General features: G+C 44.9%; 19 protein-coding genes. 15 read left to right on the top strand and 4 right to left on the bottom strand.

What is annotated here, in order from left to right; genetic code table 11:
• Window positions 1-295: 295 nt before the first annotated feature.
• The 11 genes from WFJ73_RS14230 to WFJ73_RS14280 all read left to right on the top strand — a co-directional run bounded on the left by WFJ73_RS14230 (window position 296) and on the right by WFJ73_RS14280 (window position 16,301).
• Window positions 296-829: a DUF4269 domain-containing protein gene (locus WFJ73_RS14230; protein ID WP_336774014.1), complete on the top strand. Its 534-nt coding sequence runs from the start codon at window positions 296-298 to the stop codon at window positions 827-829.
• A gap of 143 nt (window positions 830-972) precedes the next feature.
• On the top strand, window positions 973-1,341 hold the full coding sequence (locus WFJ73_RS14235) for a substrate-binding domain-containing protein (protein WP_336773692.1): 369 nt from the start codon (window positions 973-975) through the stop codon (window positions 1,339-1,341).
• A 69-nt stretch (window positions 1,342-1,410) separates the two neighbouring features.
• Window positions 1,411-2,385 (top strand): LacI family DNA-binding transcriptional regulator, encoded by a 975-nt coding sequence (locus WFJ73_RS14240; protein ID WP_336773693.1) that lies wholly within the window; start codon window positions 1,411-1,413, stop codon window positions 2,383-2,385.
• Window positions 2,386-2,583: 198 nt separating this feature from the next.
• Window positions 2,584-3,492, top strand: a complete 909-nt coding sequence (locus tag WFJ73_RS14245; protein WP_336773694.1) for an ABC transporter permease — start codon at window positions 2,584-2,586, stop codon at window positions 3,490-3,492.
• A 12-nt stretch (window positions 3,493-3,504) separates the two neighbouring features.
• On the top strand, window positions 3,505-4,410 hold the full coding sequence (locus WFJ73_RS14250) for a carbohydrate ABC transporter permease (RefSeq protein ID WP_336773695.1): 906 nt from the start codon (window positions 3,505-3,507) through the stop codon (window positions 4,408-4,410).
• A 120-nt stretch (window positions 4,411-4,530) separates the two neighbouring features.
• Window positions 4,531-6,153 carry an ABC transporter substrate-binding protein gene (locus tag WFJ73_RS14255; protein WP_336773696.1) on the top strand — a complete coding sequence of 541 codons (1,623 nt, stop codon included), beginning with the start codon at window positions 4,531-4,533 and terminating at the stop codon, window positions 6,151-6,153.
• A gap of 122 nt (window positions 6,154-6,275) precedes the next feature.
• The gene (locus tag WFJ73_RS14260) at window positions 6,276-7,778 is read left to right on the top strand and encodes a glycoside hydrolase family 32 protein (RefSeq protein WP_336773697.1); all 1,503 of its coding nucleotides are present in this window, start codon (window positions 6,276-6,278) and stop codon (window positions 7,776-7,778) included.
• Window positions 7,779-7,791: 13 nt separating this feature from the next.
• Entirely contained in the window at window positions 7,792-8,667 is an 876-nt protein-coding gene (locus tag WFJ73_RS14265; protein WP_336773698.1) for an ROK family protein, read from the top strand.
• Window positions 8,668-8,776: 109 nt separating this feature from the next.
• Window positions 8,777-14,956: an S-layer homology domain-containing protein gene (locus tag WFJ73_RS14270; protein ID WP_336773699.1), complete on the top strand. Its 6,180-nt coding sequence runs from the start codon at window positions 8,777-8,779 to the stop codon at window positions 14,954-14,956.
• 110 nt (window positions 14,957-15,066) lie between these two features.
• Window positions 15,067-15,555: a phosphotransferase gene (locus tag WFJ73_RS14275; RefSeq protein WP_336774015.1), complete on the top strand. Its 489-nt coding sequence runs from the start codon at window positions 15,067-15,069 to the stop codon at window positions 15,553-15,555.
• 305 nt (window positions 15,556-15,860) lie between these two features.
• Window positions 15,861-16,301 (top strand): cell wall hydrolase, encoded by a 441-nt coding sequence (locus WFJ73_RS14280; RefSeq protein WP_127495350.1) that lies wholly within the window; start codon window positions 15,861-15,863, stop codon window positions 16,299-16,301.
• A gap of 61 nt (window positions 16,302-16,362) precedes the next feature.
• On the opposite strand, the gene map is transcribed toward WFJ73_RS14280, so the two are convergent.
• From map to WFJ73_RS14300, 4 genes are all read right to left on the bottom strand, one after another.
• Entirely contained in the window at window positions 16,363-17,109 is a 747-nt protein-coding gene (gene map / locus WFJ73_RS14285; protein ID WP_336773700.1) for a type I methionyl aminopeptidase, read from the bottom strand.
• A 7-nt stretch (window positions 17,110-17,116) separates the two neighbouring features.
• Complete coding sequence (locus tag WFJ73_RS14290; protein ID WP_336773701.1) at window positions 17,117-17,701, bottom strand: TetR/AcrR family transcriptional regulator; 585 nt, start codon at window positions 17,699-17,701, stop codon at window positions 17,117-17,119.
• A gap of 137 nt (window positions 17,702-17,838) precedes the next feature.
• Window positions 17,839-20,484, bottom strand: coding sequence for an S-layer homology domain-containing protein (locus WFJ73_RS14295; RefSeq protein ID WP_336773702.1), 2,646 nt, complete (start codon window positions 20,482-20,484; stop codon window positions 17,839-17,841).
• Between the two features lie 266 nt (window positions 20,485-20,750).
• Window positions 20,751-20,885, bottom strand: coding sequence for a hypothetical protein (locus tag WFJ73_RS14300; RefSeq protein WP_336773703.1), 135 nt, complete (start codon window positions 20,883-20,885; stop codon window positions 20,751-20,753).
• A 270-nt stretch (window positions 20,886-21,155) separates the two neighbouring features.
• Here WFJ73_RS14300 and WFJ73_RS33385 point away from each other — a divergent pair, with 270 nt between their 5' ends.
• The 4 genes from WFJ73_RS33385 to WFJ73_RS14315 all read left to right on the top strand — a co-directional run bounded on the left by WFJ73_RS33385 (window position 21,156) and on the right by WFJ73_RS14315 (window position 25,128).
• Window positions 21,156-21,269 (top strand): DUF6199 family natural product biosynthesis protein, encoded by a 114-nt coding sequence (locus WFJ73_RS33385; RefSeq protein ID WP_442955956.1) that lies wholly within the window; start codon window positions 21,156-21,158, stop codon window positions 21,267-21,269.
• Between the two features lie 265 nt (window positions 21,270-21,534).
• Window positions 21,535-22,266, top strand: a complete 732-nt coding sequence (locus WFJ73_RS14305) for a hypothetical protein (protein ID WP_336774016.1) — start codon at window positions 21,535-21,537, stop codon at window positions 22,264-22,266.
• Window positions 22,267-22,278: 12 nt separating this feature from the next.
• Window positions 22,279-23,967, top strand: a complete 1,689-nt coding sequence (locus WFJ73_RS14310) for a vWA domain-containing protein (protein ID WP_336773704.1) — start codon at window positions 22,279-22,281, stop codon at window positions 23,965-23,967.
• Between the two features lie 21 nt (window positions 23,968-23,988).
• Window positions 23,989-25,128: a toxic anion resistance protein gene (locus WFJ73_RS14315; RefSeq protein ID WP_336773705.1), complete on the top strand. Its 1,140-nt coding sequence runs from the start codon at window positions 23,989-23,991 to the stop codon at window positions 25,126-25,128.
• The last annotated feature ends 95 nt before the right edge of the window (window positions 25,129-25,223 follow it).

A 25,223-nucleotide genomic window follows, 5' to 3' on the forward strand; every position in this document is an offset into this window, starting at 1 on the left:
GCCTTAACTTCGTTAAGCTCCCTCGAAATATACAGTTTCCTGACTCAGACTCATGAATTCGCAGGATTTCATCCTGTAGTTAAGTTTGAAGAGAAGGATAAAGGGGGAGCCGGCGGCTCGGAGATGGGGAACTGGGCATGAGAGATAAAGGTGAACAGCAAGGAACACGAGAACATCTCGTCGAATAAGAAAAATATGTTGCTTACCTTTTGCATGTATACGTTAAATGAGACAAACAACATGCTCGTAGAATAACATTTTCGTGTTTAATTAAACAGAAATTTTAGGGGGGAGCATTAAATTTAAAACTATCTCGTATTTAGAATCTGGGAGTGACATACAGCGTCGCTCCTATTATGTAATTAACGAATTGAACATACTCAAAGATTTTGCTAAGTATACCCCTGTCTTATGTGGAACAATACCAATTTCCATTGATATCAAGGGTTCTGACTTAGATATCATAATGGAGGTTCATGACTTTGGACTCTATAAAGATGAAGTAAAATTACAATATGGCAATCTCGACGGATTTGTATTAACAGAAGTTACTGTCAAAAATATACCGACAGTAATATCGAACTTTCGATATGGAGGTTTCGACTTTGAGTTATTCGCTCAGCCCGTAGCAGTTGAAAACCAAAACGCCTATCGACATATGATTATAGAGCATCACTTATTGTTAACAAATGCTCATGTAAGACAGGAGATTATATTTCTCAAAGAAAGAGGATTAAAAACAGAGCCTGCCTTTGCCAAAGTGTTTGATTTAGTTGGTGACCCTTATGACGAACTTCTTATTCTCGGATCTAAATTAGGAATAATTTAAATACATGCTAAAATAAAAATTGAACCCTACCGTCATTTATTGGCTGTTATTTTTTGAACATAAATCAACAGTAAGTTTTAACAGAGTTACAGGAATAATAACGAGAAAGGGTCCAGGAGCAGTTTGCGCCAGCTGCTCTTTTTTTGGTTTTTTCTGATCATTGTCATGACAATGAAATACTACGGTTCTTTATTGAGCATCCTGAAATAGATGGTGTATTGACGGGGGATTTGCTAGCTGCCCAGATCATTCAAATTAGTAACCGACTAGGCAAAAAAATTCCGGAAGATATTAAATTAATTGGGTATAATGATGTTAAAACCCCATCATTGTTATCTCCGCGGCTTAGTTCGGTCAGACAGCCAGTTAAAGAGATGAGTGAGTATATTATTGAATCAATTATCAAGCAAATCGAAGGTGAAGACGTTCCAATGCTCACACCTTACCAGTCACTCTTATCGAGCGAGAGACGACTTAAATTTTTGAAAAGCAGATCTAAAAATAATTATTGAAACGTTTCCAAAATGGTGTTAGTATATTGATATCAAGTAAAGAAGCAATAGGCATCAGGAGGTATCAGTTTGTCAAATTTGAAAGATGTAGCCGAATTAGCCGGCGTTGGGGTTGGTACCGTATCGCGGGTCATCAACAATCAGGCATCGGTTAAACCGAAGACTCGGGAAAAGGTCATAGCAGCGATAAAGCAGTTAAATTATGTGCCCAATGAAATCGCTAGAAACTTTAAAATGCAAAAATCAAATTTAATCGCACTATTGCTTCCGAGTATATGGAATCCATTTTTCTCCGAACTTGCCTACTATATTGAAGATGAACTGGATCGCGAAGGTTACAAATTAATTCTATGTAACAGCGGTGGCAAGCCCGCGAAAGAACTATATTACTTTGATATGCTCAGCCAAAACAAAGTTGCGGGGATTCTGGGTATTACTTATAACGATATTGAGAGTAGTCTGGATACAGAAATACCACTTGTTAGTATTGACCGCCACTTCTCTAAATCAGTTCCATGCGTAACGTCGGATAATTACACAGGAGGCCGGATTGCAATGCGGGAGCTATACAAAGCCGGTGTTCGTAAGCCTGCATTCCTGGGGGCCATAACTTCCGTGTTCAGTGAGACAATGCTTCGGAAAAAAGGATTTATCGACGAAGCAGAGTCGCTGGGTCTAGACTATATTATTTATGAAGAGCCTGATCCGGTAGTGGACGATTTGAAATATTTCGGAAATTTCTTTAAGGTTAGGGAGAACCGCGAGGTTGATGGTGTATTTGCCATTACAGATCTTTTTGCTGCCAAGTATATTGATCAAGCACAAAAATACGGAATTCAAGTTCCTCAGGACGTAAAGGTAATTGGTTATGATGGCATTCAGGATAGTACGCTGTTTCATCCAATTCTTTCGACAATTCGTCAACCGGTAGAAGAGATGGCACGGACCTCCGTGAAACTTCTTTTAACCCAAATCTCTGGAAATGCGATCTCGCAGGATACGATTCGGATTTCCGTACACTTCAGGCCTGGAGAGACAACGTAGAACTTTATACGTAAGGCCTGATTTTTTTCTCTCCAATTTGGAAACGTTTCAAAAACTAAATCATTAATGTACAATTGATTTTAAAATTGGAAACGTTTCAAATTTAAAAAAAGTATCCGTTTCCTTTTGCTAAAAAGGGGGATAAACTGACATCAAATTGGAAACGTTTCAAATCAATCGAAAGTGAGGCAAACCCAGTTGAAATCTAGACGTATAAAATCAATTCTGAACAATTATCAGCTTTACCTTTTCTTGCTGCCCACTCTTTTGTACTTTGCTATTTTTGCTTACTGGCCGATGTATGGGGTTATCATCGCTTTTAAAGATTTTTCCGTTACGAAGGGAATCTTGGGAAGCCCATGGGTAGGATTCGAGCATTTTGAACGATTCTTTACTTCCTACAATTTTAAAGAGTTGATTGCTAACACGCTTGGACTCAGCGTACTTGGGCTTATTGTTACCTTTCCGTTACCCATTATCCTTGCTTTAATGTTGAATCAAGTCTCCAATTTGCGATTTAAGAAGTTCGTTCAGACAACGGTTTACGCACCATTCTTTATTTCAACTGTTGTCTTGTCTGGGATGATTCTAGTATTCCTCTCACAGACGGGGATTATTAATCAGGCAATCGTACACCTGACCGGTAGTAAGCCCATTTTGTTTATGACTCAACCTGAGTACTTTAAAGCCATTTACATTTTATCTGATGTCTGGCAAGGAACCGGATTCAGTGCCATTGTTTATCTGGCAGCTTTGGCTGGGGTGAATCCAGAAATTCATGAAGCGGCTATCGTAGATGGCGCTACGAAATGGCAGCGTATCTTGAATGTCGATTTACCTTCGATTATGCCTACGGCAATTATTCTGTTGATTCTCGCGGTAGGAAATGTAATGGGTGTTGGTTTCGAGAAGGCTTATTTACTACAGACGCCGACTAACTTACCAAGCTCTGAGATCATATCGACCTATGTTTACAAGGTGGGTCTGAAACAATCTCAATATAGCTTCTCCGCTGCTGTAGGCTTATTTAACTCAGTTATTAATCTTGTTCTACTCTTAGCTGTTAACAAAGCTGCCAAAAAAATGTCTAATACAAGTTTATTCTAGGAGGGACGAACCGTGTCCGTCAGTCAGACAAAATCATTAAGATCTCGAAACGATCTTATATTCGACATCCTGAACTATTTCGTTTTATCGGTAATCGCTTTAATTGTGTTATACCCGTTGTATTTCGTCTTCATCGCTTCCATAAGTAATCCCACAACAGTTCTAAATGGTGAGATGTGGATTTGGCCAAAAGGCATTACGATGGAAGGTTACATGCGTATTTTTAAAGAGGACAGCATCTGGAGAGGGTATGAGAATACCCTTTTGTACACAAGTGTAGGAACCGTTATCAATGTTACGTTTACGGTCCTAGCAGGATATGCGTTATCGCGTAGAGATTTATATGGGCGGAATACCATAATGGTTTACCTGCTTATCACAATGTTTTTCTCTGGCGGGTTGATCCCCACTTATCTGGTTGTTAAGAAGCTGCACTTGGTGAATACGATGTGGGCACTGATTCTTCCCAAGGCAGTTTCCCTTTTTAATGTTATTATTGCACGGTCCTTTTTCCAAGACACGATTCCGAATGAACTTCTAGAGCAAGCTAAGATTGACGGTTGCTCGGATATCACCTTTTTTGCCAGAATCGTACTTCCGCTTTCTAAGGCAATTATTGCGGTGTTGGCTTTATTCTACGCCGTCGGCTACTGGAACTCGTTCTTTGATGCCCTTATTTATCTGGGAGACGAGAAAAAGTACCCATTGCAGCTAGTACTACGCAATATTCTTGTCATTCAAAATGAGCTGGCAAGCCAATTTGTCACTGACGTTGAATCGGCGGAAGTCCAGCAGCGTGTAGCTAGCTTGCTCAAATATGGTGTTATTGTTATTGCTTCACTGCCCTTATTGGTCGTCTATCCGTTTATACAGCGTTATTTTGTCAAGGGCGTTATGATCGGCAGCGTGAAAGGATAAGCAAAACAACCGACATTAATGAAGTTCATCACACTAAGGAGGTGGTTAATGTAAGAATAACTATGGCAAGCGAATTCTAAGGGCGGTTGTTTTAACAAAGATAAAACAGGAGGAATTGAAATGAAAAAAAGGTATGCTTCAACTTTATTTCTGTTAGTTTCTGCAAGCCTGGTATTTACAGCATGTAGCAAGTCCTCAAATGATCCGGAATCATCATCTTCATCTAAAAATGGCAATGCAACCACGGTGAGTGATATCAACTTGACAGGATATCCAATTGTGCAGGATAAAGTTACGCTCAAATTTGTGTCTCCTAAAAACCCGTTAGCTCCAAGCTTTGGAGACATGACGTTTTTCAAGAACCTTGAAACGCAATCCAATGTTCATATCGACTGGAATAATATTGCGAGCGACGGCTATCAGGAGAAGAAGAATTTGCTTCTGGCTACGGATGATCTTCCAGATGCCTTCTATAATGCACAATTCTCTGACTACGACTTAATTAAATATGGCAGCGAAGGAACCATTATTCCTCTTGAAGACCTGATCGACAAGTACATGCCGAATTTGAAGAAGTTGTTCGAGACTCGTCCGGATTTGAAAGCTGTGGTAACAGCACCTGACGGGCATATTTACTCCCTACCATATGCGGAAGAAATGAATCTAATCGGTATGCCTAACCAGATGTTCATTAATAAGAAATGGTTGGACCAGCTGGGTCTGTCAGTACCAACTACGCTGCAAGAGTATCATGATGCTTTAAAAGCGTTCAAAGACAACAATGTAAACGGAAAGGGAACTGTAATCCCACTCTCTTGGTGGTTCCAAGGCTGGTGCGGTAATGAAGGAGATCTGCTCGGCATGTTTGGAGCACCAGACGTAACGACTGACGATCATCGCATCGTAAAGGACGGAAAGGTTCAATATTCGCTGGCTCTTCCAGAATATAAGGAAGCAATTGCTTACTATCATAAATGGTATGAAGAGGGTTTGATCGATCCAGAGATCGCTAGCATGGACGGCGAGAAGTTGAAAGCCAAAGGTAAAACCGCTGATGAGACGCTTGGTTCCTTCATTTGGTGGGAAGGACCAGAGATTGTTGGTGAAGATCGAATGAAAGATTACGTCCTGATGCCTCCTCTTAAAAATAACGATGGTGAAGTCGTAATTGGCAAAACGAACTACTCCGAGTATTCCCGTGATTCTTTCGTTATCACAAAAGCAAACAAGCAACCAGAAATCACTGCTCGTTGGGTTGACCAGTTGTACGATCCGAAAACGGCTATCCAAGCACATTGGGGACCGATTGGTGAAGTATATAAAGAAGAGAACGGCAAACTGGTAAACCTGCCGGTTCCAGCTGGCACTACAGCCGGTGAATACCGCATTAAAGTGGCACCAGGCGGACCGACTGTGATCACAAAAGATGAATTTGGCACACTCGTCGATATGGAGCCGCGCGCGAAGCAACGGCTGGACGAACTTCAAAAGTATTACTTCCCGTATCAAGTGAAAGAAAATTATCCTTTCGTATTCTTCTCCGCAGAAGATCTGGACAAAATCAACCAAATCGAGACTCAACTCAAAGAGTATACAAAACAAATGAAAGCAAAATGGCTCATGGATGGCGGCGTTGATAAAGAGTGGGATGGTTACTTGAAGAAACTTGACCAAATCGGTTTGCAAGAGCTGCTCCAAATTTACCAAAAGGGCTATGACGATTTCAAGAAAAACAATACCTAAAGCAAGCCGGATAAAAACCTGCACGTAACGCACAGAACAAACCGGAGCAATGCGCTGTTGTTCCGGTTTGTTATTTCTGCAAGAGTAAGGCTTTTGCTTTCAAATGGAAGGATGAACACGAATTGATAACTCAAATCATGGATGAAAGATACCGACCACAATTTCACTTCACACCGCCGGCCAATTGGATGAATGATCCGAACGGGATGGTCTATTTTGAAGGTGAGTACCATCTGTTTTATCAACATCACCCGAATGGTACCACCTGGGGACCCATGCACTGGGGACACGCAATCAGTTCGGATCTTGTACATTGGGAGCACATGCCGATCGCAATCAAACCAGATCATAACGGTTTTATCTTCTCCGGAAGCATTGTAGTAGATTGGAAGGACAGCAGCGGTTTCTTCGGTGGCCAACCGGGTCTCGTTGCCCTTTTCACTCAAGCAGACCAGTATCCGGACTCAGATCGTCCAAGACAGCGGCAAAGCTTGGCTTACAGTTCAGATAAAGGAAGAAGCTGGACGATGTACGAGAACAACCCAGTCTTAGCGAATGAGGAGTATACTGACTTCCGCGATCCCAAAGTATTCTGGTATGAGCAGATGCAGCATTGGGTAATGGTTTTGGCTGCAGGCGATCGTGTTCAATTCTACACCTCCTATGACTTGAAGAGTTGGACGTTTGCAAGTGAATTTGGGATGAATGAAGGTTCTCATGAAGGTGTCTGGGAATGCCCAGATCTGATCGAGCTACCAATTGAGGGTACAGAAGGCCAGTGTAAGTGGGTACTTATTCTCAGCATCGGAGATCATCCTGATTTTGAGGAGGGCTCCAGAACTCAGTATTTCATTGGAGAGTTCGATGGCACAAGCTTTATAAACGACAACAATTCCGATAGTATCTTATGGCTTGATCATGGCCGTGATAATTATGCCGGTGTAACATGGTCAGATGTTCAACGTCCAGATCAAGCGAAGTTGTTTATTGGATGGATGAGCAACTGGAAATATGCCAATTTAACCCCAACGCAGGAATGGCGTAGTGCGATGACACTTCCGAGAGAATTACGTTTGCGCAGCACTCCTTATGGCATTCGAGTTGTGCAGCAACCTGTTCCCGAACTTCTTGTATTGAGAGAACAGGGTCAGAATCTACAATTGCAGGGTATTACTATTCGTCCCGGAGATAATTTGTTGGCTGGGCTTAAAGCGGAAAGATACGAGCTGATCTGCGAAATTGAAGTTGGAAATATTGAGGAAATTGGGTTTAATCTTCGGGCTTCGGATACTGAAAAGACAGTAGTCGGTTATCGTACAGCTGAGAAAAGATTATTTGTTAATCGCTGCGAATCAGGGGAAAGCGGTTTTCATCATCAGTTTGCATGCAACCATGATGTTCAACTTGAACCATTTGAAGGTCGTATTCATCTTCACTTATTTGTCGATCATTCTTCCATTGAGATTTTTGCTAATGATGGAGAGGTAGTCATTACTGATCAAATTTTCCCGGATCCTTCAAGTGTAGGATTGGAATTGTATATCCGTGGCGGGGAAGCAATCATACATCGACTTCATTTTTATCCGCTTCAATCTATTTATGCGTGTGAACCGGTATCTAGTTAGGAGGTGAAGTGATTTGTTGCTGGGAGCTATTGAAGGCGGAGGAACTAAGTTTGTTTGTGGAGTTGGCACTATGGATGGTGAAATTATAGAACGAATATCCATTCCAACCACGACACCTGAAGCTACTATGGATCAGGCCATGTCCTTCTTTTCTAATAAAGGAATCGCGGCAATAGGAGTAGGGACGTTCGGCCCTATAGATATAAACCCTCTAAGTCCTGCATATGGCTCGGTTACGAGCACACCGAAACCGTACTGGAGCGGATACCGCATTCTGGATCATATAAAGCAAAGAATGGATATTCCACTTGGTATCGATACCGATGTAAATGCAGCTGCCTTGGGAGAGTCCGTCTGGGGGGCGGCAGCTGGACTTCGTAACTGTATATATATGACGGTTGGAACGGGGATCGGTGTGGGTGCGATCGTTGAGGGCAATCTGGTGCACGGCTTAATGCACCCGGAGATGGGGCATATTGTCGTGAATCGTCATCCGACGGACAGTTATGCCGGAAACTGTCCCTATCATGGCGATTGTCTAGAGGGAATGGCATCTGGTCCAGCGGTAGAAAAGAGATGGAACACTAAAGCCATTCTATTGGGACATTCTCATAAGGCTTGGGAATTGGAGAGCTTCTACATTGGTCAGGCATTAGCAAACTACATTCTCGTTCTCTCGCCAGAGATCATCATCTTGGGTGGCGGCATTATGAATCAAAAGCATTTGTTCCCGCTGATCAGAGAACAAGTGAAAAAGCGTTTAAACGGTTATGTAGATCATCCTGTTTTTGCTTCCGATTTAGAAACCTATATTGTTCCGCCTTCTCTTGGAGGTAGTGCAGGTTTGTGTGGCGCATTAGCTTTAGCTAAGAAAGCATTAATGAAATAAGCAGTAGTTAGTTCTCTCCAACTATACATTGACAAGAGTCCGTATAGATGGGGGGAATTTAATCCGTCAAAATGTAAGCGCTATTATGAGGGAAAATGGGGGTAGACTCGTGTTAAAAAGGAAAACTCGTTCGAAGCTTTTCCATTTCTTAATTTCTTCCTTAATTTTATCGACAAGTCTAGGTAGCGGTGTTGGTAACGTCTATGCTGAAGAAATCACACCTGCAGATAATAGCGATGCGTTATCGACTTCTTCAGTATATGCAAATACCATCGAGAATCCCGGTTTTGAAACCGGAGATATGACGGGCTGGACGATTATCGAGGGGACTGCATTCGGGAAAGACAGTGTATCAAATGAAACTACGTATTGGGCCGAAAAAATTCCATATCAACAAGAAGGAACATACCACTTAAATGGATGGAAGACAGAAGAAGCAGCAACAGGAAGGGTAAGATCTTCAACTTTCACCCTGGATGGTTCTGGGTGGATTACGTTTATGCTTGGCGGAGGCAGACATACAGACCAGGAGTATATTGAAATCCATAATGCAGACACGGGTGAAGTGATTGCTCGTTACGGAAATACGGAATGGAATGCTAACAACTTTCCAAATGTAGACCTTGGCTTGCGTTTAGCTAACCTGGCTAAGTATAAAGCAGATTTAAGCTCTTATATTGGTCAAAATTTGTATATCGATATCGTGGATAACGGAACTACCGATTGGGGACTACTGTTTGCTGATTCCTTCAATACTTACTATGAAACAAAACCAAATGAGGGTGCTAGAGCCGATAATTTGTACGATTCGAGTGTGAAAGAAATTGAAAACCCCGGATTTGAATCTGGAGATATGAGCGGGTGGACCGTTGTTGAAGGGGAGGCTTTTGGTCCAGACAGCGTATCGAATGAAACGACCTACTGGGCTGAAAAGATCCCCTATAACCAGGAGGGTCAATATCATCTGAATGGTTGGAAGTATTCGGAGGATAAGACGGGGAAACTGCGATCTACTACATTTAAATTAAGTGGAAGCGGATGGATTTCCTTTAAATTAGGCGGTGGTAAGAATACTGATTTGGTACATATCGATGTTTATGATGCCACTACCAGTGAGTTAGTAGCGCGTTACGGGAACACCGAATTTGCTGATATTAATTTCCCTAATGTTGACAAGGGCCTCCGACTGGCTAATATGGTGCAGTATAAAGCGGATTTGCGATCGTACCTAGGTGAGAATCTATATTTTGAGATCGTTGATGAAGCAACAACTGACTGGGGTGTAATTTTTGCCGACGATTTTAAGACCTACCTTACGAGTACACCGACTGATGGTGTTTTGGCCAAAAATCTGTATACGCCTGTTCGATATGAGTTACGCAATCCTGGCTTCGAGTCGGGTAGCTTATTAGGTTGGACGGTTGTTTCTGGCGACGCGTTTGGACCGAGCAGTGTCTCGAGTGATGCGACATGGTGGGCCGAAAACATCCCGTTTAATCAAGAAGGCAACTACCATCTTGACGGTTGGATGTATGATGAGCAGAAAACAGGAGTCCTGCGTTCATCTACATTCACTTTGGGCGGCTCAGGCTGGATGACGTTTAAGCTTGGAGGAGGTAAAAACACTGATCTTGTACACGTTGACGTATACAATGCGGATACAGATGAGTTGATCGCCAGGTACGGAAATACGGAATTTAAGGATGTCAATTTCCCGGATATTGAGCAAGGTATGCGGCTTGCCAATATGGTTCAATACAAAGCAGATTTGTCTAAGCACCTTGATGAGAATCTGTATCTTGAAATTGTTGATAATGCCACTTCGGATTGGGGTATGATTTTTGCCGATGCTTTCTTTACCTATCATGAATCTGTTCCGGCAGAAGGCGTATTAGCGACAAACTTAAACTCCTCTACACCAGATTTCATTGAAAATCCAGACTTCGAGACTGGTGACTTAAGCGGCTGGACGGTGGAAGGAGATGCCTTTACAGGTGCAGTGACAAATGAAGCTACTTTTGGCGACGATTTAAAGCCATTCGGTCAAGAAGGCACCTATCATGTATCCGGTTATGGCAGAGCAGACGAGCAGACCGGTACGTTAACATCTAAACCCTTCAGGTTGAGCGGGAATGGTTTTATCCGTTTTCTTTTAGGCGGCGGAGCTAATAAAAACCAACTTTACGTGGCCCTAGTACGTGCTTCAGATCATTCTGTACTGATGAAAGCGACTGGAAATCAGTCGGAAGCGTATACCCAAGTTAATTGGGATGCGACACCGTATCTTGACCAGGAGCTATACATTCAAGTTGTGGATCAAGATCCGGCTGGACATATCAATGTCGATGATTTTCAGGTAAAAGGATCAGGATTAGTCGGCTACTGGTCCTTTAATGAAGGACAGGGTACATCCGCAAATGATACGGTTCGTAATCAGAAGGATGCGGTTAATTATGTATTTAATGATGCCAAATATAAACCGGACAGCGAACCCTTATGGAGAGACGGCATCGTCGGTAAGGGATTGCTTTTTGATGGATACTCTACTTGGATTGACAGACCTGCGAATGAGATCGCGAAACCTGCGGATGAAATCACCATTGAATCTTGGGTTGCACCAAGGTCGTATGAATGGGGTGACCAAGGAAAGCTTTCTGCAATTGTAAATCAATATGACAGCGATAACCGGACCGGTTACATTTTAGGGATGGGCCGTCATGGAGAGTGGTCATTCCAGGTGGGGATTAATGGGAAATGGGTGGAGGTATGGGCAACTGATGATAAACCTCTTATAAAATCCGAGTGGTCTCATATCGCTGCTACCTACAGTAGAACTGACGGGAAGTTAAAGCTGTACTTGAATGGTGAAGTGGTGGGTACAGCAACCGCTGAGAAGAAGTTGCCTATTTCTCCAGCGAACAAAGATTTTATAATCGGTAAAAATAACTCAGGCGTTTTGATTAACGGGGTCTTCACTGCCAATATGTTTAACGGCATGATTGACGAAGTAAAAGTGTATAATCGTTCCCTCTCTCAAGGAGAAATCCAAAGTGACTATCAAACCGTGTCATCCCGTTATGAAGGAGGTATTCTTCCAAAGCCTTCTTTGGATTTTGATCGCACGGATTACGATGGGGACCGTTACCGGCCGCAGTATCACCTGATTGCGCCAGGGCACTGGATGAACGAACCGCACGCTCCACTATACTTTGATGGAAAGTATCATATCTTCTATCAATTTGATCCGCAAGGTCCTTATTGGCATCAAATTCATTGGGGACATGCAGTGAGTGATGATATGGTGCACTGGAAAGACATGCCGGTTGCCCTTGCTCCGGATGCTAACTCAGAGACACCTGACGGGGTTTGGTCTGGCAGTGCTGTTGTCGATGACAATGGTAATCCAGCGTTATTCTTCACAGCTGGGGATGATAAGGCTACACCAAATCAGGCTACAGGACTTGCGAGAAGTACCTTTAAGGATGACGGCGATGTCAACCTGAAGAATTGGATTTATAACGGATCACCGGTAACTACACAAGCGTCTAACTTGCAAGCAGAGGAAGGGGATGTGTGGTACGGCAACTTCCGTGATCCATACGTATGGAAGGATGGCGATACCTGGTATCAATTGGTTGGATCAGGAATTAAAAACGTAGGCGGTACTGCTTTACTGTATACATCAGATGATATGATTCACTGGACGTATCAACATCCGTTCTTTGTAGGTGATTATGAGAAATACCATAAAACCGGGCAAGTATGGGAGCTTCCTGTATTGCTTCCACTCGGCAAAGATAGCAATGGAAAGATGAAATATGCTTTCTTCATTAATCCGTGGTTTGACCATTATGATGCGGATAATGTGAAGTACGTCTTTCATTGGATTGGTACTTGGGATAAAGAGACTAATAAATTCATTCCCGACCATGAGGAGCCTCGCTTATTCGATTTTGGCGAGCATTTTACGGGACCAAGCGGTATGGTGGATGGGCAAGGGCGCTCGATATTATTCAGCATTACGCAAGACCGTCGTACAGAACAGCAGCATTATGATGCAGGTTGGGCGCATAATGGCGGATTGCCACTTGTGTTATCCTTGCGCAGCGACGACACACTTGGTGTGGAGCCGATTCCTGAATTGCAATCGCTAAGAGGTAAAAATTTGGTGGATCTTTCCCAGACTACTGTCGGAGCGGCTAATGCTAAGCTCAATAAGGTGCAAGGAGATATGTTAGAGGTTGTACTGGAAGCTAAGATGAATAACGCGGAAAAGCTAGGTCTGTCACTGCGGAAGACCGCTGATGGCAGTGAGGAAACCAAGCTCTTCTACGATTCAGAACAACAACTTCTAAGCTTGGATCGATGGAAATCTTCTCTGGATCCTGATGTTCAGAAAGGCATACAATCCGGAAAGATGGAACTTGATGGGGATCTATTGAAGCTGCATGTCTATCTTGATCGTTCGATGCTTGAGGCCTATGCCAACGGTAAGAATAGCATCACATCTCGCATTTATCCAACGCGCGGTGATGCACTCGGTCTTGAATTATGGAGCGAAGGTGGGGCAGTCTCCATTCAGAAATTACAGGTTTGGGAAATGAACTCCGCTTATGGTAGCACGGTACCGGCTAGTTGGCCGGCAATTCAAGATCAAACCGCGCCAGTTGGCCAGCTGCCAAATGCCGATTTTGAAAAAGGTGACTTGTCCGGTTGGACAGTAGAGGGTCAATCATTTTCAAATCAGAATGTCGTAAAGGTTAACGATTGGGGATGGGGCGGGCCATTTAATCAGGCATGGGTTGCAAAAGACCCTGATCGCTATCATTTGTGGGGATTTACGCCAGAGCGCGGAGATTCCGCAACAGGATCACTGAAATCTCAAACGTTTGTATTAGGAGGAGATGGTAAAATCAGTTTCCTAGTTGGCGGTGGAATGGATATAGATAAGCTTTATGTTGCACTTGTTCGAGCATCCGATAATCATATTTTGATGAAAGCAACCGGAAACAACAACGAAGCCTACAGTCGTATTACTTGGGACGCTTCTGCCTATAAAGGAGAACGCCTATATATTCAGGTCGTTGACCAAGGAACAGGTGGGTTTGGTCATATCAATTTCGATAATCTGAGTGTTCCAGTAGCGTTGAATGCTAATAACAACCCAGGTGCTGGAGATATAGTGAGCAATCCGAAACCGATTGTTATAACGCTCCCACAAGCCAATCTTGATGGTAAAATCTCTGTCAAAATCGACAATGATGTGAAGCAAGTGCTCCTTCCTGCAAATGCAACCATCGACAAGAAGAACGTAATCGAGCTGACAAATGATAATGTAACCATCCGTATTCCGGGCAGTGTGTTGCTCAAACTGCAGAGTCTCCTATCGGTGGATCAATTGAAGGATGCGACGATTTCCTTGAAAATGGAGCCTGTATCTACTGCAGATCGCATAGAGCTGTTGAAGAAAGCGGAAGCCAAAGCAAATGCAGATCTGACTGTTGCAGGGAGTATATTCGAATTTTCGCTTTCGATTATAGATAAGGATGGGATGGAGAAAAAGTTATCTCAATTTGACGAGAGCATTTCGATTGGACTTCATGTACTAGATCAGTCCATGAAAGAACTAAATGGCATTTATTATATCGCTAATGACGGTTCATTGGAGTATGTTGGCGGAGAGTCACTAAATGACAAACTGTTTGCACTAATTAGTCATTTCAGCACATACGGTGTTCTTAGCTTTGATATGTCTTTCACAGATGTGAGTAATTCATTTTGGGCGGCTGGAGTTATTAAGAAAATGGCTGCAAAACACATTATTGAAGGCATTAATCAAACTCAGTTTGCACCGAACAAGTCTGTGACGCGAGCGGAATTCACAACGTTGATCGTGCGCGCACTTGGTCTTAAAGCACAAGGAGTGACGACCTTCAAAGATGTAGCGCAAAAGAGTTGGTATAGCAGTGAAGTGGCGGCAGCTACAGAGGCGGGGATAGTGACCGGGCTTTCTGAGAGTGTATTTGCACCGGATGCAACTATTACTCGGGAAGAAATGGTCGTTATGCTCGTGCGAGCTTATGAGTACCTTAAAGTTACGAAGGTAGATCCTGTAAATATAAAAGACTTTGCTGACGAAGGAACCGTTAGCAGCTGGGCACAGGAGGCAGTAAGAAAGGCGCAAGCACTGGGACTTATAAAAGGACGCGGCAACAATCTATTCGTGCCGAAAGATGTGGTGACCCGGGCGGAGAGTGCACAGGTTATTGCTAACTTGACAGTCCTTTAAGGGGAGTACGTGTAAGGCTGTGGGGGAAATTGGAGGGCGAGCTGCAGATGCAGTTTGCCCTTTATAAAAGTTACGAAAATATGATTTGAGGTGAGTGAGTAATTTTGAAAATGGAAGTTGAGGATATGATCCGTACCGTTCCAGAATTAGCAAGTGATTTTTTGTCTTTTGAACAACTTGGCGGCGGCCTATGCAACAAAACATTTAGGGTACTAACCTCCCAGAAAGCCTATGTCCTTCGAATCAATAGCAAACAGAACGAATATTTAAATCTGACCCGTCATTCTGAAATCGAAGTAATGAAGAAGGCACATTTTGAAGGATTTTCTCCTAAAGTAATTGCAGGTGATTGCCCTGAACAATTTGTGGTCACAGAGTTTATTGAAGGTCGAATGCTAGAAAAAGATGACCTGGAGGACATGAATATTAAGTCAATGATTATGCAGCGCCTCAAACTTATACATGGAATGGAGGGGCAGGACAGGCAATGCACACCATATGACTTAATTCATGGTTATTTGAAAGGTGCGGATTCGTTTAAAGTTAAGCGTCCTGATGGTTTAAACAAAATATTGAACCGGGTAGAAAAAATCGCTTAATAAATATAAATACTTCGAAGATCCAAATAATTTTGAAGCAGAAGTGATTAGAAGGGCAAATATTTATTCAAGTGAATTTAAAGATGAGTGAAACAAGAAGTTGGGCACCACCCTACATTTTAATAATAAGTGGTACAATGATCATTGTTTTTAAACATGTCTCGTTTATAACCGTTACTCACATGAACAAATCAGACTGTGAACCAAGCGGTCTGATTTTTTTATTATCGCGTTCTCTTTGGTCCGAGTAACACTTCCGCTTTGCCTATAATATGATGAGTCTAGAAATCTAAAGAGGTGAGTCAATGGCAGTTGTAAAAGCCAGGAGTCGCGATATCGATATGTTGGCAAGGTTGCTCCGTGCTGAAGCTGAGACTGAAGGCGAAATGGGCATGCTGCTTGTTGGAAATGTCGGCATTAACCGAATAAGAGGCAATTGCTCCGACTTTAAAAATATCCGGACAATTCCCCAAATGATTGAGCAGCCTCATGCGTTCGAAGCGTTGCAGCATAGTTTGTACTATCAGGGTGCGAGGGACAGGGAACGCCGTCTGGCGCAACGGGCAGTGAATGGGGAGCGGAATTGGCCGGGCGAATTCTCCCTATGGTATTTCCGTCCGGGATCGTTCGAGAATCCCGGACCATGCCCGGACACCTGGTACGATCAGCCGCTCGTAGGACGCTGGAAGAAGCATTGCTTCTATCAACCTACCGTGAAGGAATGCGAAAATATATATAATACGTAAAGAGCTCATAAGGAACTCTTAATCTCATTTAGTGCCGCGTAAATCGCGGCTTTTTTGTTTTCTATTGCGCAGTCAAAATTTGCGGACCTTCAGACGTAATGGCGATTGTATGCTCGTATTGAGCGGCAAGCTTGTTGTCTAACGTTCGTGCGGTCCATCCATCCGAATCGATGGTCATAAAGTAGGTGCCTTCGGTGATCATGGGCTCAATCGTGAACACCATGCCTTCCTTGATGCGGAGGCCTTTTCCGGGCTTGCCGACATGCATATAAGTCGGCTCCTCGTGCAGATCACGGCCGATGCCATGGGCGAGTAGGTCGCGCACGACGCCGAAACCGTGTGATTCCGCATGCCGCTGAATCGCGCTTGTCACGTCGCCGAGACGATTGCCGGGCAGTGCCTGCTCGATGCCCAGGTCAAGGCATTCCTTCGTAACACGCATCAGCCTCTCGGCCGTCGGGGAGATTTGCCCGACCGCGTAACTCCAAGCCGAATCGCCGAGCCAGCCATCGAGCTCAGCGACCGTGTCGATCGTGACAATATCTCCTTCCTCTAGTGGTTTATTGCTAGGGAAGCCATGCGCGATCACATCGTTCGCGGAGGCACAGGTCGCGTATGGATAGCCCTTATAGCCTTTCTGGTATGGCCTTGCGCCGTGCTTCCGCATAATCTCCTCGAATATGCGCTCAATTTCGTTGGTGGTAATACCCGGTTTGATAAGCGGGGCTATTGTACGATGGCACTCTGCCACCACTTGGCATGCCTTGCGGATTGCCTCGATTTCATGCCTGCTTTTTAAAATGACCATGTTCGTCTCAGGACTCCTTCGTAATAGCTTGCATAGCGAGTAGGGCGATTCGATCGACATCCAGGTCGGAATTGCCTGCATAGTAGTGCATCCCGCAGCAACCGACCAGCACGGCAAGCATATGGTCGACGCTGTCGTCCTCGCACTGGGCGATCGATTGGAGTGGAACGTACAGCCGTTCCATAAAGTTTCTTTTGGCATGATGCCGATCTTTTTCAGGCAAGCCAGCATAATGTTCCGCCGCCATTTTATAGACGAGATAGGCGCGGGCGTCGGACTGCCAGAGCTTGAGCAGTGCCTTACAATACGCTAACAACTGGCGGTCATCCGGGGAGCTGCCGTTGCTGTTCGCCCATTTTGCGGTAACTTGCTCGCATCGCTCGAAGCCGCTTTCTAACACATCTTCTATTAATAAATACCGGTTGGGATAATAATGGTATACGGTGCCGTAACCAAGCCCTGCCTCGCGTGCGACATCGCGAATATCAAAGCTGCCGCCCGTTCGGAAGTAGGAGCGTGCGGCGACGTCCAGGATCTGTTCTCTGCGTTGTAAACGTATGAGCTCATTTTGTTCTTTGGTACGGGGACACATAACGTGTTATCCTCCTTATTTAGACCTGCATATTTGTCGATACAAAAATAGTAACGCATGGAGTCGCGAAATGCAAAGATTTTCTATTTAAAAAGGACATGGTTCAGTTAACCATGTCCTTTTCCATTCTTATTAACTTAACTTTTAACCAGTTGATCCAACAAACGCATTAGAATCGTTACCGATTCCGCACGAGTTGCCGAATCGTTAGGTGCAAATGTAGTTTGCGACTTACCGTCGATAATACCTGCGTTTGCAAAAGCTTTGATTTGCTCAGAGGCCCAACTGGAGCTGATATCGTTAAACGTTGTTGCAGTTTGTTTTTGGTAATCCGTCAAACGGGATAACACAACAACCATCTCAGCACGAGTTATTTCATGGTCAGGCTTGAAGGTGCCGTCTCCGTAACCAGTTAGTAACCCCTGATCAGCCAAAGCCTCGATAGATTGCGATGCCCAATGGTTAGACGTGTCAGGGAAACCTGAGCCGTTCTTATTCGTCAAACCAAATGCCTTAGCGACCATTGTTGCGAACTCAGCACGAGTAATCGTAGCATTAGGTTGGAAGGTTCCATTACCGTAACCGTTGATAATACCGGCATTCGTAGCCCGTTGAATGGCATTAGCAGCCCAGCTCGCTTGGGATATGTCGGTGAATGCTTGCGATTGAGCTTGTTCAGCTTTCTTCAGAAGGTCTTGAAGCACATTAACGTTGTAATCAACTTTCAATACGATAGGTGGAGTTACCGCCGGAGGGGTAACTACTGTGCCTCCACCACTTCCTCCTGAACCATCACTGCCGCTCGTCATCACTTGAAGCGTAACTACTTGCGTCAGTTCACCAAGTTTTACCGTAACCGAAGTCGTTCCTGCCGATACCCCTGTTACAAGACCACCTTCGGAAACCGTCGCTACCGCCGGGTTTGCAACAACGTAAGTAGCTTGCGATGCTAAATCCACTGGCGTAGGATTGTTAGCGAATAATGCGTTTACTGCAAGTTGCTTTGTAGCACCTATACTCACACTCACTGGCGAAGGAAGTACTTCCATGCTGACGGGAGGAAGCGGTACAACCTCAACATCAAGGGTCGCTACCCCAAGAATAGGCAGCTCAGCTGTGATGGTTGCGTGACCTTCCGATACCGCTGTCAGATTACCTTGTTTGTCTACCGTGAGTACGGATTCATTATCAGAACTCCAAATAACGTAACGGGAAAGATCGTAAGACAATGCACCATCAGCACTTGAGAAGATGACATTCGCCTGCAGATCTTTACTATCGCCTACTTCAATGGAATCAAAGTCAGGTGTAATAGCAATATGACTGAAGGATGGAGGTGCTAATACATTGTTTACAACCCAGACGTAGTTCCAAATCGTTTCAATAGACGGATTATCCGTCAGTTGGACAGTAATTTTAGTAATGCCGTCATGAACACCCGTAACCACTAAGTCCCCGTTCACCACAGCAACCGATTCATCGTCAATTGTATACGTGAAATCGGCTGGATCAAGAGTTTTATCGCTTCCATCTTCGTAATGCCCGATGATTTCAGGCTCGATTGCGTCTCCCACCCCAACAGGATCATTCATGCTATCGCCAAAATAGATGTACTCAAGTTTAGGTTGAGCCACCGGTCCAACATGTACCGGAATCGAAATAGTACCGTTTGAATTTGTATAAGTAATTGTTGCGTCACCTAAACCCATTGCGTTAACTGCGCCGTTTAATACAATCACAACGTTTTGGTCTGACGAAGTCCAAGTACCGGTAGTCGTTACGTTAACTGGTCCAGTTGACCACATTTCCTGCATGAACACCGGCGTTACTTCACCAACATGATCAATTTGAACAGAATCTCTGCTGGGAACAAGTCCAAGGAAAATCGGTAACGGTGGCGTGATAATTGGGACAACACTGATTGTCACTGACGCACTCTGTCCGTTATATGTACCTGTAATCTTTGCATTTCCCATTATAACGCCGGTTGTAACAACCCCTGTCGAGCTTACATTTGCAACGATTGGATTATCAGTTGTCCAAGTTGCTGCACTCGTAAGGTCTGCTACTGCAGAGTCGCTGTAAGAACCTTGCAGGTGGACGCTAGTTGATCCTCCTGGCAGTAGAGACAAGGTATCAGCATGGGCAGAAACAGACTGTAAGGTAGGAAGTGCTTGAATATTAAAGGTTGTGCTCGAACCTTTTACATTTTCAGTCGGAACAGTCTGGCCGTTACTATCAACTATAGATGATTCGTCGAAAGGAGAAACAGCAATCGAAGTGTCGCCAAGTTTTGCGTCATCTTTAACATGCAGTTTAAACGATAAGAACGAACGAACTGCGGGTTTCAGCGTCGCTTCACTGTCTGAACTCATAACAGTAAATGTTAAACGGGAATGCTCTTCATCAATATGCGAGATAAAAGCGGGCATAACTTCCATGTTGGGATCCAATGCAGGGTTTGTGCTAATTCCAGACGGTTGATATAGCATATCGTCTACTGTATAACCTTGCTCGTCAAATACAGCAGGATCATAGTCAACGTTGAAGATTAATGCTTGCAGGCCGTTTTCGTCAACGAGATCAATATTCGCTGCGTCAACAAGGAATGTGGTTGTGTCCCCCCGATAGATTGGAGCTGGATCAGGCTGTGAGACAGACAAGGTAATTTGCGGTAATGAACCTGCATTTGCCGTACCTGCGAACATGGTTGCAACCATTGTGGTCGCCAACAATGCTGAAGTCATGCAACGGCGAAGCTTCTTAGCGGAACTAAGAATCATTGTTAAACCTCCCGATTTATCTATTAAATTTAAAAAGAATATAAAATTCTTATAGTATACTATCGGCTGAAAGTCCCGATTTATAAATATGCATAGCGACTTTTGGTTTATCAAAAACCTATGCAACAAAAGCGGAACATGAAGCGCATATAAATATTGCATTTTATTGACATATATGGATTATGGAATTGCGATTAAGCTCGTCCAAGGAAAGGGTGACCTTCTATTAACCCCACGATGCAGCCCAAAAGGTTTCGCTTAAAAACTTACTTCATAATCATTGGCATAATTGCCGCAAGCGTGGTTATCGCCTTGTTCGCCAGATGGTATTTTTTCGAGAACGTCCTAAAAGTGGATAAAATCGCATATAAAACAACCAGCAATGAAGCAAATCTCATCACCTACAAGTCCTCTTATGGTCCAGACATTAAAGTTGTCATTAAGGACCCTGTCCGGGAGGTATATATCGAAGAGGAATTATTTAGAGTGATTAGATCGCAAGGGCCTGCATCGACCGAATATAAGGTGGAATATGCCGAGGGACACTATTATACAATCGTAGACCAGAATGGTTCTCTAATGACTTATGATGAACGCGGAGAGCCTTCGATAATGATAGCCGCCTATGAAGGCAATAAAAGAATTTTGGGGGACTGATTTCCCTTAAGTGGATATGGACGAATAGCAAAGAGCCCAGCGATTTTTATTACTTTTCGTCAAAAGCAGGGGGCATTGTCCTAATCGTACTTGCCATATCGCTACTTATCAAATCATTGTCGTATTAAGGATTTCCAGACCACCCGCCGAGGTGGTTTTTCTGCATAGCAGGTTCTATTCTCCAGCGCCTATTTGCGATTTTTCTTGAAAACGGAAACGTGAGCTGCCGCACACGCGTATATGCCCAATAATGACTGCTTTTGTCAGTCTTTAAAACGTTGTATGGTTTTGCTAGGAATTAAACTCTTAGCCATAAAATTCTAGCCCCAAGATTTAACAGTGTTGTACAATGATAGTGATACGAGATTTTGGCAAAGGGGTGTTCGATTGAGCGTGACCAGATACATAAAACTGCTTGGTTTGACACTTGGTGTCGTAGCGTTGAATATTGTCGTTTTCTCCCGCGGGTTTTTCGGGATCGAGATTGGCGGCAATGCGCTTTCCTCGGCAATCGGCGTGACTTTTCTCGTCGCCAGCGCCATCACGCTGACCTATGGGTGTTATTCCTTCCTATTTAAAGCCAAGGCAGCTCTGCCGGTGAAGGAGATTAAGACGCATGACGATTATGTCGAGGCATTATCTCGCTTCCGGCGTATTAAGGTTTTAGAAGAGGATATCGGTGTGGCATTGCGTCAACTGGAACGCATGCAGAAGAAAAGAAACACGCTGCTCGAGGTCCTGAAACAGCGATTCGATCCTTCGGAACTAAGCTATAAGAAGTTTTCTTCCGTCATCTACGAGGTGGAGAAGCTGTTCTACCTTAACGTCAGGAGCATCCTCAATCGGCTGCATACGTTCGACGCATCGGAATTCGAAAGCGTATCGGGGCGGAAGCCGTCGCCATTATCGCCGGAGCTGTTGCAAGCCAGAAAAAACGTGTACGGCGAATATCTTTCCTTCACCAAGCAATCGCTCGGCACAAACGAGGAAATCTTGTTAAAGCTGGATCAGCTCATGCTGGAGATCTCCCGCTTGGATAGCTTGGAGCCGGGCGACATCGACAGCATGCCTTGCATGCAGGAAATCGACACGTTGATCAAACAAACCCAATACTACAAGAATTAAGAGGTGGCCTGGATGCAAAGAAAAAGTAATTTCCTGTTAATCTCCGTTGTTCTTCTGGTGGTCGTCTTCGGGCTTGTTTATGCCGGGGTAACCTTAACCTCCAATCTGGGCAAATCGAAGGCGGAGGTGACGGCCGAGAATGCCGGGGATCGATTAAACAAGCTGTACAAAAAGATCTCCCCAGCCGTTGAAACGCCCGTGAAGGGCCAAATCGACCTGGACCCCGTCGATGTCGCCGCATCTTTGCCCGACATCGGAAAGTTTCCCATCACGGTGAACAATACGAACGACAATTTCGTCGAGATTTTCTCCTCCACGGAAAAGTCGGGAACGGGCGTGGACGGTTGGCTGACGGACGTCGCGACCGAGTTTAACAAGTCGAATATAACCGTGAACGGGAAGCCCGTGTCGGTCAAGATTCGCAATATCGCCTCGGGCACGGCAGCGGATTACATCAAATCCGGCAAGTACGTTCCCGATGCGTTCACTCCTTCGAATGAGCTATGGGGCGAGATGGTTCAGGCAAGCGGGGTTAAAACGCAGCTCGTGACCAAACGTTTAGTCGGCAATGTTCCCGGAATCGTCATCGCCAAAGCGAAGTACGACGCCATGATCGACAAGTACGGCTCCGTCAATATCCAATCCGTAACGGAAGCTATCGCTAATAACGAGCTCTCCATGGGGTATACCGATCCCTTCGCAAGCTCCACGGGCTTGAATTTTCTAGTAACGGCACTTCATACCTTCGATAATACCAATTTGTTGAGCGATAAAGCCGTGCAGGAGTTTGAAAAGTTCCAATCCAATGTGCCGTTTATCGCCTCCACGACCATTCAGATGCGCGATGCGGCCAAATCGGGTGCCCTGGACGGATTCGTCCTTGAATACCAGACTTACGTTAACGCCGCGGACTTGAAGAGCGGGTACGTATTTACGCCGTTTGGGTTCAGGCACGATAGTCCGCTCTACGCATTAGGCGATCTGCCGCAGGAGAAGCTTGATATTCTTAAGAAATTCGCCGAGTTCGTTACGCAAGACAAATACATGAAGTCCGCGCAGGAAAAAGGATTTAACGGTCTTGAAACCTACAAATCGGAGCTTGCTCCCGTGGATGGCGACATGCTTATATCCGCGCAGAAGGTATGGAAAGAGAAGAAAAATAGCAGTAAGCCGATCACGGCGGTATTCGTCACCGACGTTTCCGGAAGCATGGACGGCGAGCCGCTCAATCGTTTGAAAGAGTCGCTGTTGAAGGGGCAGAAATACCTGGGCAGGGACAACAGCATCGGTCTCGTCTCTTATTCGGACGGCGTTACCATCAAGCTGCCGATTGCGAAGTACGACACGAATCAGCAGTCCTTATTCGTCGGAGCGGTGGAAAGTCTGCAGTCCGCCGGCGGTACGGCCACCTTCGACGGAATCGTTGTAGCGCTGAAGCTGCTCGAAGATCAACTGGCCATCGACCCCAACACCAAGCCGGTCATCTTCGTCCTAAGCGACGGCGAGACGAACCAGGGCTATACGCTGCAGGACATCAAGGGATTAATCGAGACGTATAAGATTCCGATCTACACGATCGGCTACAACGCCAATATTCAAGCTCTGCAAAATATTTCCAGTATTAACGAAGCGGCAAGCATTAACGCGGATACGGACGATGTCGTGTACAAGATTGGCAATCTATTCAATGTGCAAATGTAACCAATTCGAGGGGGGATTTCAATGGCATTTTCGATGAACGTATCTAGTCCGGAGGAGCTGAAGGCCGAGATCGAGCCTACCATACAGCCATTGCCGGAGGAAGAGGCTAAGCTGAAGAAGGAAGCAGACTCAAACGTCGAGATGATCATGGCGATGGATGTCGAGTCCCTGGAGCAGCGCAAAGAGATTCTTCAATCGATCGACGCCTACGGACTGAACACCATGAAACGCTCTTCCGACAAAAACACCCTGCTGCAGGTATCGGTCGGCAATCTTGCGAAATCGGGCGACGAGGGCGGCCCGGTTGCGAAGGGGTTAGCCGAATTGCATACGCAGCTGAAGGATCTGGATCCAAGCATGATCGATTTTGCCAAGAAAGGATTTCTTGGCAAGCTATTTAATCCGCTGCGGGCTTACTTCCTCAAGTTCGAGAAGGCCGACGAGGTGATTGCCGATATCGTGGTATCGCTGGATAAAGGCGGTGCCGTGCTCAGAAACGACAATACGACGCTGGAGCTTGAACAGCATGAAATCCGAAAGCTAACCAAAACGCTCAAGAAGGAAATTCAGCTTGGTATGCTCATGGACCAATCCATCGAAGCTCAGATCGAAGCGGCCAAGAGCCGCGGCGAAGACCCTGAGAGGATCCGGTTCATAACCGAGGAAATCCTGTTCCCGATGCGCCAGCGCGTCATGGACTTGCAGCAAATGCTGGTCGTCAATCAGCAGGGAATTTTAGCATACGAGGTTGTTATCCGCAATAACAAGGAGCTCATTCGCGGCGTGGACCGGGCGAAGACCGTTACGATCTCGGCTTTGAAAATAGCCGTTACGGTGGCGAGCGCCTTGTACAATCAAGGAATTGTTCTCAAGAAAATCGAATTGTTGAATCAGACCACTACGAACCTTATCGCCGGCACGTCCCGGATGCTTAAGGAGCAAGGCGTTGCCATTCAACAGCAAGCCATTGAAGCCACGGTCTCGGTTGATACGTTGAAACAAGCGTTTGCGGATGTACTGTCCGCGTTTGATTCGATCAGCTCGTACAAACAGCAGGCCCTTCCGAAAATGAGGGAAACCATCAACCAGTTCAGGACATTGGCCGACGATGGCGAGAAGCATATTTTGCGGCTTGAAAAGGGTAATGCTTTGGGGCTGTAAAGAAGCGTTCCAGCAGAAAAGCGACCGTAACGGGTCGCTTTTCTGCATGCTCCTAAGTAGCTTAGTTCCCGATCAGCTCAAGAGGGGTAACATTG

It is taken from the genome of Paenibacillus sp. MMO-58 (assembly GCF_037146255.1).
In the GTDB taxonomy this organism is placed as follows: domain Bacteria; phylum Bacillota; class Bacilli; order Paenibacillales; family Paenibacillaceae; genus Pristimantibacillus.

Bases quoted from the DNA above. Each gene is read 5' to 3' on its own strand.
- WFJ73_RS14310 (WP_336773704.1), top strand. From the start codon at position 22,279: ATGCAAAGAAAAAGTAATTTCCTGTTAATCTCCGTTGTTCTTCTGGTG.
- WFJ73_RS14290 (WP_336773701.1), bottom strand. From the start codon at position 17,701: ATGTGTCCCCGTACCAAAGAACAAAATGAGCTCATACGTTTACAACGC.
- WFJ73_RS14280 (WP_127495350.1), top strand. From the start codon at position 15,861: ATGGCAGTTGTAAAAGCCAGGAGTCGCGATATCGATATGTTGGCAAGG.
- WFJ73_RS14315 (WP_336773705.1), top strand. From the start codon at position 23,989: ATGGCATTTTCGATGAACGTATCTAGTCCGGAGGAGCTGAAGGCCGAG.
- WFJ73_RS14295 (WP_336773702.1), bottom strand. From the start codon at position 20,484: ATGATTCTTAGTTCCGCTAAGAAGCTTCGCCGTTGCATGACTTCAGCA.
- WFJ73_RS14275 (WP_336774015.1), top strand. From the start codon at position 15,067: ATGGAAGTTGAGGATATGATCCGTACCGTTCCAGAATTAGCAAGTGAT.
- map (WP_336773700.1), bottom strand. From the start codon at position 17,109: ATGGTCATTTTAAAAAGCAGGCATGAAATCGAGGCAATCCGCAAGGCA.
- WFJ73_RS14255 (WP_336773696.1), top strand. From the start codon at position 4,531: ATGAAAAAAAGGTATGCTTCAACTTTATTTCTGTTAGTTTCTGCAAGC.